13 protein-coding genes are annotated in these 12,836 nt (G+C 38.8%); 1 reads left to right on the top strand and 12 read right to left on the bottom strand.

The genetic code is table 11. The features are described from left to right. Positions 1-3 precede the first annotated feature (3 nt). From bamA to rpsB, 9 genes are all read right to left on the bottom strand, one after another. Positions 4-2,472, bottom strand: coding sequence for an outer membrane protein assembly factor BamA (bamA, locus tag BI291_RS09050; protein WP_074498428.1), 2,469 nt, complete (start codon positions 2,470-2,472; stop codon positions 4-6). A gap of 29 nt (positions 2,473-2,501) precedes the next feature. After that, positions 2,502-3,857 carry a sigma E protease regulator RseP gene (rseP, locus tag BI291_RS09055; protein ID WP_074498429.1) on the bottom strand — a complete coding sequence of 452 codons (1,356 nt, stop codon included), beginning with the start codon at positions 3,855-3,857 and terminating at the stop codon, positions 2,502-2,504. Further along, positions 3,854-5,086, bottom strand: coding sequence for a 1-deoxy-D-xylulose-5-phosphate reductoisomerase (gene ispC / locus BI291_RS09060; protein ID WP_074498484.1), 1,233 nt, complete (start codon positions 5,084-5,086; stop codon positions 3,854-3,856). The genes rseP and ispC overlap by 4 nt, the downstream gene beginning before the upstream one ends. Positions 5,087-5,095: 9 nt before the next feature. Continuing rightward, the gene (locus BI291_RS09065; RefSeq protein WP_074498430.1) at positions 5,096-5,965 is read right to left on the bottom strand and encodes a phosphatidate cytidylyltransferase; all 870 of its coding nucleotides are present in this window, start codon (positions 5,963-5,965) and stop codon (positions 5,096-5,098) included. Between the two features lie 32 nt (positions 5,966-5,997). Continuing rightward, a complete protein-coding gene (uppS, locus tag BI291_RS09070) occupies positions 5,998-6,768 on the bottom strand; it encodes a polyprenyl diphosphate synthase (protein ID WP_175573104.1) in 771 nt (256 codons plus the stop codon). A gap of 59 nt (positions 6,769-6,827) precedes the next feature. Beyond that, positions 6,828-7,385 carry a ribosome recycling factor gene (gene frr, locus BI291_RS09075; RefSeq protein ID WP_074498432.1) on the bottom strand — a complete coding sequence of 186 codons (558 nt, stop codon included), beginning with the start codon at positions 7,383-7,385 and terminating at the stop codon, positions 6,828-6,830. A gap of 24 nt (positions 7,386-7,409) precedes the next feature. After that, complete coding sequence (pyrH, locus tag BI291_RS09080) at positions 7,410-8,150, bottom strand: UMP kinase (protein ID WP_074498433.1); 741 nt, start codon at positions 8,148-8,150, stop codon at positions 7,410-7,412. Between the two features lie 154 nt (positions 8,151-8,304). Continuing rightward, on the bottom strand, positions 8,305-9,138 hold the full coding sequence (gene tsf / locus BI291_RS09085; RefSeq protein ID WP_074498434.1) for a translation elongation factor Ts: 834 nt from the start codon (positions 9,136-9,138) through the stop codon (positions 8,305-8,307). Positions 9,139-9,228: 90 nt separating this feature from the next. Further along, positions 9,229-9,957: a 30S ribosomal protein S2 gene (gene rpsB, locus BI291_RS09090; protein WP_074498435.1), complete on the bottom strand. Its 729-nt coding sequence runs from the start codon at positions 9,955-9,957 to the stop codon at positions 9,229-9,231. A gap of 332 nt (positions 9,958-10,289) precedes the next feature. Here rpsB and BI291_RS09095 point away from each other — a divergent pair, with 332 nt between their 5' ends. Next, positions 10,290-10,895, top strand: coding sequence for a hypothetical protein (locus BI291_RS09095; protein ID WP_074498436.1), 606 nt, complete (start codon positions 10,290-10,292; stop codon positions 10,893-10,895). A gap of 80 nt (positions 10,896-10,975) precedes the next feature. On the opposite strand, the gene rpsO is transcribed toward BI291_RS09095, so the two are convergent. From rpsO to rbfA, 3 genes are all read right to left on the bottom strand, one after another. Further along, positions 10,976-11,245 carry a 30S ribosomal protein S15 gene (rpsO, locus tag BI291_RS09100; RefSeq protein WP_074498437.1) on the bottom strand — a complete coding sequence of 90 codons (270 nt, stop codon included), beginning with the start codon at positions 11,243-11,245 and terminating at the stop codon, positions 10,976-10,978. Positions 11,246-11,386: 141 nt separating this feature from the next. Further along, the gene (gene truB, locus BI291_RS09105) at positions 11,387-12,334 is read right to left on the bottom strand and encodes a tRNA pseudouridine(55) synthase TruB (RefSeq protein ID WP_074498438.1); all 948 of its coding nucleotides are present in this window, start codon (positions 12,332-12,334) and stop codon (positions 11,387-11,389) included. Continuing rightward, positions 12,334-12,726 carry a 30S ribosome-binding factor RbfA gene (rbfA, locus tag BI291_RS09110; protein ID WP_074498439.1) on the bottom strand — a complete coding sequence of 131 codons (393 nt, stop codon included), beginning with the start codon at positions 12,724-12,726 and terminating at the stop codon, positions 12,334-12,336. Before rbfA ends, truB begins: the two co-directional genes overlap by 1 nt. Positions 12,727-12,836 lie beyond the last annotated feature (110 nt).

Consider the following 12,836-nt stretch of genomic DNA (forward strand, 5'->3'; position numbering starts at 1 on the left):
CGTTTAAAAGGTTTTGCCAATATTAAAGTTAAAGAATTTAGTATCATCGCCTTCTTCTTCTTTAAGGGTTTTAGCAAAACTAAAAATCATCGGCCCCATGGGCGACAACCATTGTATAGATAAACCACCAGAGGCTCTAAAACGTCCAACATCTGAATAATCATCTACTTTTACCAATTCTCTCGCTGCTAAGTCTTGATAATCGTTCATATCAAACTCAGTATTCCATACATTACCCGCATCAATGAAGAAGCTTGTTCTGACACTATTTGCAAAGCCTTCATCTAAGAATGGCGTAGGAACAATTAATTCAATACCGGCTAATGCAATGGCATTACCACCAACTGAACGTTGTGATACGTCAATTACATCATGATCTGGTCCTAAACAGCAACCACCGCCGCCAACAGGGTCAGGTGTTCCTGGAATAGAGGTAGGATACCTAAATATTGCGCGAGGACCAACAATGTTAGTTTCAAAACCACGTAAGGTATCTGAACCACCACCCGCTCTGAAATTCTCCCAGAACGGTAACATTTGATCACTACCGTTTATCGTATCATAGCCGTTACCATAACCTAAATTTAAGCTCGTTTTAAAGCTCCAGCCACGTGCGATTGGGAAATACCACTTAGTATCTAAATTAATTTTAAAATAATTAGTATCAGAGTTAGGCGTGGTCATTTTATACGATAAGGTTTGTTGCGAACCCGCTGTTGGGAACGTACCACGGTTTAATGTAGAACGAGAAATAGCCGCGGTAATATCAAAGTTATCAAATGCTAAGCCTGCATCAGGATCACTTGGATCAGAATACAACTCATAAAAACGTTGAATTTGCTCATACGTTTGTAATCGAGTAATACCGTTATGCTTATAACCTATACCAAAGTTTAAACGGACATATTCATTAATAGGGAAACCAAAGTTTACCCCTAGGCCATACGTTTTATTGTTGTATTCCACCAAGTTTGCACTACCCGCGTCAAACTCATTGTAAAACAAGGTTCCACCAAGTGAGATAGCATCTGTAGTAAAATAGGGGTCTGTATAAGAAATACTCACAGCACGTGAATAGCTTACGGTATTAATATTGAAGGCTAAACGGTTACCTGTACCTAAAAAGTTATTTTGCTGAATACCTGCATTTAAGCTTAGTTTTGTGGCTGAGCCATAACCAATACCTGCGGTAAACGACCCAGAAGGCTGTTCTTTAACACTAAAGTTAACATCAACTAAGTCATCTTCTTCAGGTAATTGTACCGTTTCAAATTCAACCTCTTCCATATAAGGAAGTCGCATTAACCATGCTTTTGAATTTTCTACCAAAGCGTTTGATAACCAAGCACCTTCCATTTGACGCATTTCACGACGTAACACGCGGTCAGCAGTAACGTTATTACCAGAAAAGTTTATGCGATTTACATAAATTCGTTTTCCAGGGTCAACAGAAATAGTGAGTTTAACTGTTTTGTCTTCTTCGTTTATCTCTGGGATCGTGGTTACTTTAGGATAAGCGTAACCGAAACGCCCGAGAAATTTACTTATTGTTTCTTCGGTGTAAGTAACTTCAGCACCGTTATATAGTTTTTCAGCGCGTAAAGGGTTAATCGCACGAATAGTTTTTTCAAAACCAGCCATATCGCCGATGAAATCTACTTCGCTGACTGTGTACTGCTCACCTTCCGATACATTTAGCGTGATATAAACAGCTTTTTTGTCAGGTGTCATTGATACTTGAGTAGAATCAACGCGATATTGAAGGTAACCGCGATCTAAGTAATAACTTTCGATCGTTTCCATATCACCTTGTAGTTTCTGCTTTTGATAACGATCTTGCGCCATGAAATCCCACCAAGGAGAATCATAGGTTAATTCTATTCGTTCAAGTAATTGATCATCAGTAAAAACATCATTACCAACAACATTAATGCGTTGAATGGCAGCAGCATCACCTTCAGTAAAAACAAATTTCAAGTTAACACGGTTGCGAGGTAAATGCGTAATTTCTGCTTTTACATCAGCATTATATTTACCAACACCATGATAAAAGTCTTCTAAGCCAGATTCTAAGTTAGTGATAACCGTTCGATCGAGTGTTTCACCAACGCGAATATCTTGCCCTTCTAGACTTTCAACAAGCTGTTCTTCTTTCAGATCACTATTACCTTCAAAAGTAATTTCACTGATAGTTTCACGCTCACGAACTCTAAAAATGACACGTTTACCATTACGATAAACAGAAATATCATTAAAGTGCCCTGACTTATATAAAGACTTTATCGATTGTGAGATACGAAATTCATTTAATGTATCACCAACATTAAAAGGTATATGTGTTAACGCTGCACCTAGTGCTACACGTTGTAACCCTTTTACTTGAATGTCTTCTACTTGAAATTCTTCCGCTGCTTGAGCGTTTGTACCTGTGGCAGCTAACATTACCGCAAAGGCTATTTTTTTCATCATCATAAAAACTAAACTTAACTACTTATTGTTATTTATAACCGCGATAAATCGTTAAAAAGAGCGATACTCATCAAGCCCAATATGGCTAGTGTACCAAATTTAAAACCTATTTCTTGTACTTTTTCTGATACCGGTTTACCCGTTAAAAGCTCTATAAAGTAATAAACTAAATGTCCGCCATCAAGTACTGGAACCGGTAAAATGTTAATTATGCCTAAATTAATACTAATTAGCGCTAAAAAGCCTAAAAAATAAACAAAACCATAACCTGCATGATCACCAGCACCTTGAGCTATTGCTATCGGACCGCTTAAATTCTTGACTGATACATCACCCGTCAATAATTTACCTATCATATCAAAACTTAGTGTCACAAGTTGCCATGTTTTTACTAAACTTTGCGTTAAGGCGTCAAATATACCGTACGATATCTCTATTTGATACGCTTTTGGGTAAGGATCAACCTTGGGTGCTAAACCTAAATAACCAACCGTTTTACCATTTACGTCTCTTGCCTGTGGCGTAACGTCAATAGTAAGCAATTTTCCGGCACGTTCTACGTCGAGCACGATGGTTTGATTGGGGTAGCTTTTAATTAGTTCCGTAAATTTATGCCAATTATCTTTAATTTTTTCATTTTCAATCGCAAGTATTTGATCTGACTCTTGTAAACCTGCTTTATCGGCTGGGCTATTTTCCTCAACTAGCGCAATCTCAGTATACGTTTTCGGCATATATGGTCGTAAGCCGATACTTTCTATCGCTGATTGCTTTTCTGGTGAAAACTGCCAATCGGTGGTATTTAATTGATACTCTCTTACTGAGGCACTATCGCTTGATCGTATTTTAATACCAATGGTTTCTTCGCCCATATTAGCAATTAACGCTAAATTTACTGCTTGCCAATCAATAGTATGTTGTCCTGCCACTTCGACAATTTCACTATTAGGCGTTAACAATGCCTGTTCAGCAATGGACGATGGCGTTATTTGCCCAATCACGGGCTTTACACTTGGCATACCAAGAATAAACATTAAATAAAAAGCGACAATGGCAAAAAGAAAGTTGGCTAATGGCCCAGCAGCAACAATCGCAATGCGTTGATAAACTGTTTTACTATTAAAAGTGGCATGTTTATCTGCATCATCAACGTCATCCACACGCTCATCTAGCATTTTCACGTAACCGCCAAGCGGGATCATTGCAATAACAAACTCAGTGCCATGTTTGTCACAGGTTCGCCATAAGGGTTTACCGAAACCGATAGCAAAGCGATGTACTTTCACGCCATTTTTACGCGCAACCCAAAAGTGGCCATATTCATGAACGGTAATTAAAATGCCCAATGCTACGATAAAAGACAAAAGATTCCATAAAAATTCAATCATGAATTACTTACCTTATTTTTGTCACTACCAGCTTTCATTATGATTAACACTTGTTCTCTGGCAAACTCACGAACGAGTATATCCAATGCCACAACCTCTTCAATTGACTCTACCTGTTGTGAGACAAAATTTTTCACACAAGTTTCATTTATTTTGAAAATATCGGTAAATTTAACTTCTTTAGCTAAAAACGCAGATACTGCAACTTCGTTCGCAGCATTTAAAGCGGTGCATGCTCCTTGCCCATATTTGCAAGCCTCTATCGCTAACTTCAAATTAGGATAGCGCTCATAATCTGGCTGTTCAAAATCAAACGAGGGGGTGCTAAAAAAATCTAACGGCTCTACGCCCGCATCAATTCTGTCAGGAAAGGCTAAAGCATGTGCGATAGGCGTACGCATATCAGGGTTACCCATTTGCGCGATAACTGAGCCATCTTTATATTGCACCATAGAATGAATGGTACTTTGCGGATGCAATACCACTTGAATATCGTCAGGAGACACATTAAATAACCATTTTGCTTCGATAAACTCCAACCCTTTATTCATCATCGTGGCTGAATCAACCGATATTTTCTTCCCCATATCCCAGTTAGGGTGTGAACATGCTTGTTCAGGCGTAACATGTTGAAGTTTTGCTTTATCGAGTGTTCTAAACGGTCCGCCTGAACCGGTAAGCAACACTTTACTCACGCCATTTTTCTTAAGTTGACAATGACCTATCGCTTGTTGTTCATTGGAAGGTAAACACTGGAATATTGCATTATGTTCACTGTCAATGGGCAACAATTGCGCTTGTGAATTATTAAGAGCATCAATAAAAATTTGTCCCGATGTGACTAACGCTTCTTTATTCGCTAGCAATACGCGCTTTCCGGCTTTAACCGCTGACAGGGTTGGTAATAACCCTGAAGCACCAACAATGGCAGCCATCACTGTGTCAACACTTTCACACCCAGCAATGTCAACAAGTGCATCATGACCGCTATTTACATGAATATGTTCGAGTGAAACTTTTGCTAATTGAGCTTTTAAGTCGGCAGCAGCTGTAGGGTCTACCATAACGACTTTTTTAGGAAGAAATTGTTGGCACTGCTCTAGCATCAAAGCAACATTACTATTAGCAGATAAAGACACAACATTGAACTGGGTTTTATGACGCTTAATAACGTCAAGCGTATTGGTGCCAATAGAGCCCGTTGAACCTAAAATTGAAACGTTACGTATCATATAACTTTAAGACCATCCAAAAAAAGCGTAACACAGAGCAAATATTGGGGCTGTTGCCGTTAAGCTGTCAATACGATCAAGTACACCACCATGACCAGGTAAAATAGAACCACTGTCTTTAATGCCAGCTTGCCGTTTAAACATACTTTCATTTAAATCGCCAAGCACTGAAATTGTTGTGATCAAGGCAGTAACACCAATAGCCGTTAAATATTGTTTACTTTGCCAATCCAAAAAATACCCAGCTATTGCAATTAATATACAGGCAAAAATAACACCGCCAATAAAACCTTCCATCGTTTTACCAGGGCTCACGTTGGGCATTAATTTATGTTTACCAATTGACTTACCAACAAAATAAGCACCAATATCTGCAGCCCACACCATCAAAAATAAAAACATAATCAATTGTGCACCGTGATATGGGTCATCTTGATAATGATTTGTTCTTAACACCATAAATGCAAGCCAAGTAGGAACAAGTGTTAACCAACCAAATAAACCTCGCACTGAGCGATGACTTGACCAAAACTTACTACACCGAGGGTATAAAAATGTTAACGTTGCAGATAAAAGCCACCACACGACAGCTAGCCATAATAAATAACTGACATGTTGATTTAACACCATGGGATCTTGCCATAACGCAAACAAAGGTATTTGATACCATAATAAGGAAATTAACGTAACAGTGGCCACAACGAACGCCAAACGCCGACGGTTGTTTTTAAAGCCCATTAAAGGCCCCCATTCCCACGCTCCGATGGCCATCACCACCATAATGAAATAAGCAAAATGTTCCAGCGACATATAAAAAATAGCCCAAATTGCTAATGGGGCTAATGCCAAAGCTGTAATAATACGTTTTAATAACAAAAGATAACCCTTATATATGTAATTGTTGGTTGTTATCTGTTTTCCTTAACTTGGTCACCCGTTTGACCAAAGCGCCTTTCTCGGCCACTAAAGCTTGCTAAAGCTTCACAAAAAGCCTGTTCTTGAAAATCAGGCCATAAAATATCGGTAAAATAAAACTCGGCATATGCTGCTTGCCATAATAAGAAATTACTGATCCTGTAATCACCACCAGTTCTGATTAACAAATCAAGCTCCGGCAAGTCAGCTAAGCTGGTATATTGATCAATGCTTGCCTCAGTGATGTCTTGCACATCGATATTACCCTGCTGAACTTCAATGGCGAGTTTTTGAGCCGCTTGAGTGATATCCCAACGACCTCCATAATTTGCCGCCACCGACAATACCATGGCATCGTTCTTATGTGTTAGCTTTTCTGCTGCAGTAATTTTCTCTTGCAAAGAGGATGAAAATTTTGAGGTATCACCAATAACTTGGAAACGGATATTATTTTTATGTAGCTTCTTAACTTCACGCGTTAGCACTAACATAAATAAATCCATTAATACGCCTACTTCTTGCTCCGGACGACGCCAATTTTCACTACTGAAAGCAAACAAGGTTAGCGCTTTCACGCCTTGTTTTCTCGCGGTAGAAACCACAGCACGAACCGATTCGACGCCATTTTTATGACCCACAACACGCGATTTACCACGTTGTTGCGCCCATCTACCATTACCGTCCATGATGATGGCAACATGTTGGGGGGTAAGATCAATATTGTCAGCATTTAATGATTGTGACACAAAAACTCCATTGACAATCAACAAGATATAAAAAACGCCGCAGTGGTAGCTGCGACGTTATTACATACTTTTAAGCGTTAAATTTCCATTAACTCTGCTTCTTTATCAGCAAGAATTTCATCGACTTGCTTGATATAAATATCGGTAATTTTTTGCACTTCATCTTCTGACTGGTGCATTTCATCATCACTAATTTCTTTTTCTTTATTCAGTGTTTTAATGTCAGAATTTGCATCACGACGAATATTACGAATAGCAATTTTGCCGTTTTCACCTTCACCTTTTACCACTTTTACTAAATCTTTACGACGTTCTTCTGTCAGTGGCGGTAACGGGATTCGAATTAATGTGCCTTGCGATGAAGGATTCAATCCTAGATCAGAGGACATAATTGCTTTCTCTACTGCTGATATCATGCTTTTATCAAAAACAGTCACTGCAATAGTACGAGCATCAGGAACTGAAACATTACCCACTTGATTAAGCGGCGTATCAACACCGTAATACTCAATAGTAATATTATCTAAAAGTGAAGCATGGGCACGGCCTGTTCTTACTTTATTTAAGCTATTTTTAAGTGAATCAATGCTTTTTTTCATGCGCTCTTGCGCATCTTGTTTGATTTCTTCAATCACGTTGATAATCCTTACGTTGTACAATTATGCTAAGTTTTCTGCATGATCTATGATGGTACCTTCTTCGTTCCCCATGATCACAGCTTTCAACGCACCTGGTTTATTCATGTTAAATACACGTAAAGGCATACTATGGTCTCTAGCCAAAGTAAATGCCGCCAAGTCCATTACTTTTAATTCTTTTTCTAGTACTTCCTGGTACGTTAAATGTTTATAGAGTTCGGCTTCAGGGTTTTTTACGGGATCATCAGAAAAGATACCATCAACTTTAGTTGCTTTTAAAACAACATCAGCTTCAATTTCTATGCCTCTAAGGCAGGCTGCAGAATCAGTTGTAAAGAACGGATTACCAGTACCTGCACTGAAAATAACGACCCGGCCAGACTTTAATAAACTGATGGCTTCAGCCCAGTTATACGTATCACATACCCCGGCTAAATCAATCGCTGACATCAAACGCGCATTAACAAACGCACGATGAAGCGCATCACGCATGGCTAAACCGTTCATGACTGTCGCTAACATACCCATTTGGTCACCAACTACGCGATTCATCCCTGCTTCTGCAAGGCCTGCACCGCGAAACAAATTTCCGCCACCAATAACAAGTCCAACTTGTATATCCATTTCAACAAGTTCTTTAATTTCTTGTGCCATACGATCCAATATTTTAGGATCGATACCGAATCCTTCATCGCCCATTAAGGCTTCACCACTGAGTTTTAATAGGATGCGACGATATGTTGGTTTAGGATTGGTGCTCATATAAAAAACATTCCTGTGTTGATGTAATGCTAATATAGCTGATAAAAAAATAGCCACGGTTTTATGACCGCGGCTATTTTAATACGTTTAGCGAACTATCGGAAGTCTAAATAATAAAAAGAGTGTTTTCACTCAATTATTAGCCAACTTTCGATTAAGATTTAGCCGCAGCAATTTGTGCTTCAACTTCAGCAGCAAAATCTTCTTCTTTTCTTTCAATACCTTCACCTACTTCTAAGCGAATGAATGAAGAAACAGAAACGCCTTTCTCTTTTAATACGTCGCCAACGGTACGCTTAGGTTCCATGATGAACGCTTGACCAGTAAGTGAGATTTCACCAGTAAACTTCTTCATACGGCCTGTAACCATCTTTTCAGCGATTTCAGCAGGCTTACCTTCGTTCATTGCGATGTCAATTTGAATTGCTTTTTCTTTCTCTACAACTTCAGCAGGTACATCTTCTGGGTTTACATACTCAGGCTTTGAAGCCGCAACATGCATTGCAACGTGTTTAAGTGATTCTGCATCACCTTCACCCGCTACAACAACACCAATTTTTGCGCCATGCTTATAAGAGGCAGAAGCACCATCAACATAAGCTACACGACGTACATTGATATTTTCACCAATTTTAGCAACAAGTGCGATACGCTTTTCTTCAAATTGTGCTTGTAGCTCTTCAATTGAAGGCTTAGACGCAGCAGCTGCAGCAACAACTTCATTAGCAAAGGCTAAGAAGTTTTCATCTTTTGCAACGAAATCAGTTTGACAGTTAACTTCAACTAGAGCACCGTCTTTGATCATGATTTGCCCTTCAGCAGCGATGTTACCTGCTTTTTTAGCAGCTTTCGCTTGGCCTGATTTACGCATGTTTTCAATGGCTAAATCGATATCGCCGTCTGTTTCTTGTAAGGCTTTCTTACAATCCATCATACCAGCGCCAGTACGTTCACGTAATTCTTTAACTAGAGCAGCAGTAATTGCCATGAGTTAATTCCTCAAAATTCGAATAAGTTTTAACAGATTGCCACAACAGCATGACGCTATTATGGCAATCGACATGTGTTGAAAAGTGAATTATTCAGCTTCTACGAAACCGTCTTTTTCAGCTTGAACAGCGATGTTTTGCTCACGGCCTTCTAATACAGCATTAGCTGCAGAATCAGTGTAAAGCGTTACTGCACGAATGGCGTCGTCGTTACCAGGCACAATGTAATCGATACCGTCTGGGTTAGAGTTAGTATCAACAATTGAGATTACTGGAATACCTAGGTTGTTTGCTTCTTTAACAGCAATGTGCTCGTGGTCAGCATCAATCATGAAAATAGCGTCTGGTAAGCCGCCCATGTTTTTGATACCACCAAGGCTTTTCTCAAGCTTTTCCATTTCACGTGTACGCATTAATGCTTCTTTCTTAGTTAATGCTTCGAAAGTACCATCAGTGCTTTGTGATTCAAGATCTTTTAAACGCTTGATTGATTGACGAACTGTTTTCCAGTTAGTCAACATACCACCTAACCAACGGTGGTTAACGTAGAATTGGTCACACTTAATAGCAGCATCTTTAATTGCTTCACTTGCAGCACGCTTAGTACCAACAAATAATACTTTACCTTTTTTCGATGAAACACCAGATAAGAAAGATAAGGCTTCGTTGAACATAGGAACTGTTTGCTCTAAGTTGATAATATGAACTTTATCACGAGCACCAAAAATGTAAGATTTCATTTTTGGGTTCCAGTAGCGAGTTTTGTGACCGAAGTGAACACCTGCTTTAAGCATGTCACGCATTGATACGTTTGGCATAATATTTTCCTTTTGGGGTTAAGCGTTCATACACCCAATATATTCGACGCGAAAATCGCGCACCCCGATATATCTTTGCTAGATGTATGTGAGTTTAAGTAGTAGGCATTCATTATTGAATACCTCGTTATTGTAAAACCAACACAATAACAATTTACTTGTGTACTGTGTCAGTTTTAGCGGCGCACTTTATACCATAAAGTGGAATATTTGAACAGCACTTTTTATTTTCACTGCTGCATTATTCATTATTATAAAGAGATAACGGATGCATATTTACCCTATTCGCGATAAAATTAGTGTATTCTTACACTCAGGTTTTTAGTTTTACTATGTCCGCAGAAATTTTCTTTATTTATGACAGTCATTGCCCATGGAGCTATGCTGCCAGCCCTTTACTTGCCGAAATCGCAAAAGCCCGCAATGACATTACGATTCATACTTTACACTGTGCTTATTATCATGGTGATAACGCTGTAGATGCAGCAAAATTGAAAGACATAGAGTCATTATCAACCGTTACCTTTAGTGACGCATATAAACAACAATGTGAACAAAGACAAGATTCTACGTTAATAGCAAACTTAATGAGTTGGGTAGAACAAAAAGCACAAGGAAAAGCGCTGAATTTATTAGCTAACCTTCAAGAGCAACATTTTAAACATGGTAATGCACTTTCTTCAGAACAAGATGTTAAACCTACCATCGACACACTAAAATTATCTCCACCAGCAAAAAGCTTAAGAGCAAGCAAACTCTGTAAAGAAGCTGAGTATGCCATAGGTGATATCGATGAAATTCAACAAATTATTGGTACGCAAGCTATTCCTGCTTTGTTATTAGCAGTAGATGATGAGTTAATACTTTTAAATCACAACTTGTATATTGGCCAACCAAAGAAAATAGTTGATGCCATAGCAATAGAATTAGACGAATAATACCTATTGATGTAATTTTTGATGTACACAAAAAAGTAAAAAAGGAGCCATTGGCTCCTTTTTTATCAAGTCAGCATCGATTAACGACGTAGACCTAATTTAGCGATTAATGCTGAATAACGTTCAACATTTTTGCCTTTTAAGTAATCAAGTAACTTACGACGTTGGCTAACCATGCGTAATAAACCACGACGAGAGTGGTGATCATGGATGTGCTCTTTGAAGTGACCTTGTAAGTGGTTGATTTGAGTTGTTAACAAAGCAACTTGAACTTCCGGTGAACCTGTATCACCTTCTTTTGTTGCGTATTCAGCAACGATAGCTGCTTTTTGCTCTACTGATAAAGACATAGTTTATACCTTAAATTAGTGTTTAAAAATCGCGTCAAGCCGAACACTAAACCAGCAAGACGTTCTAAAAGAGCGCGTATTCTACCAACAAACATTAATTTTGCAATATTTATTCGCACTAAGCCCTATTGCTAATAGCAGTTAAGTTGGCTCTACAACGGTAATTCGCTTTGGCGCAACTAAGCCATTATCATCAATAACACCAACACCAATAAATTCAGGTTCATTGTCATTATCAATATAAACTTGCACTACTCCATCACTTGGTGCATTTGCTGCTTGCACGGGGTTTCCTCTTCTTAAAAAAGCTGCACTCATGTCATCAACAGATACTGAGGGTAAATCAACCACTGCTGTATTCATCGGTAATAATAATGGGTCAAGTAATGACGATGGTGAAATATCTTGCTCTTTAGCTTCTGCTAATAGTGTTTCAAGCTGCGTCAATGTAACCATTTTATCACGGGGATAACTGCCAACACTCACACGCCTAAGCGCGCTAACATGAGCACCACAACCTAACAATTCGCCTAAATCATCAACAATAGTACGAATATAAGTCCCTTTGGATACATGTATTTCTAGTTCTACTTCGCCATCTTCAATGCGTAATACTTCTAAATTAAACACTTCTATCTCACGTGACTCACGTGGTACTTCTATGCCTTCGCGTGCATATTTATAAAGAGGCTGACCTTGATATTTCAATGCTGAAAACATTGACGGTATTTGCTGCGTTTTGCCACGAAAGCTATCAAGTGCTGTTAAAATTTGTGCTTCACTGACATTAACTGGCTTTTCTGAAACAATATCGCCATCAATATCACTGGTTGTGGTTCTAACGCCAAGCTTTGCGGTCACTTGATAGGTTTTGTCTGTATCTAATAGAAACTGAGAAAACTTAGTCGCCTCTCCTAAACAAATCGGCAACATACCTGTTGCTAACGGATCAAGCGCACCTGTATGTCCAGCCTTCTGTGCAAAATAAATGTGTTTAACGTTTTGTAAGGCTTTATTCGATGAAATATCATAAGGCTTATCAAGTAATACAATACCGTTGACCGGCCTTCCTTTTCTTCTTTTTGCCATTACTCGTCATCACCTTTATGCTTTGACTTTCGCTGCTCATCGTCAGCAACAGCCTGATCAACAAGCGAAGACATACGCACACCTTCAACCATTGATTTGTCATATACAAAGCGTAATTCAGGCATAATTCTCGCTTTAATGCGTTTTGCTAATAAGCTCCGAATAAAACCCGATGCTTCATTTAGAAGTGCAATAGACTGCTCAGCATCTTGCCCTTCTAGCGTAAAAAAGGTGACGTAAATTTTGGCATAGGCAAGATCACGAGTAACCTCAACTGCATTAACCGTTACCATACCCAAACGTGGATCTTTTACTTCACGTTGAATGATCATTGCCACTTCTTTTTGAATTTCCTGACCTACGCGATCAGTGCGTGAGAAATCTCTACTCATAGAAACCCCGATTCAATATAAACTCTTATGAAATCAAAACGGGGGCAAAGCCCCCATTTCATTATACTATTTTTCAACACCGTCAAAATCTAGTTGTGCGTTATTGTTCT

It is taken from the genome of Thalassotalea sp. PP2-459 (genome assembly GCF_001913705.1).
GTDB lineage: Bacteria > Pseudomonadota > Gammaproteobacteria > Enterobacterales > Alteromonadaceae > Thalassotalea_C > Thalassotalea_C hakodatensis.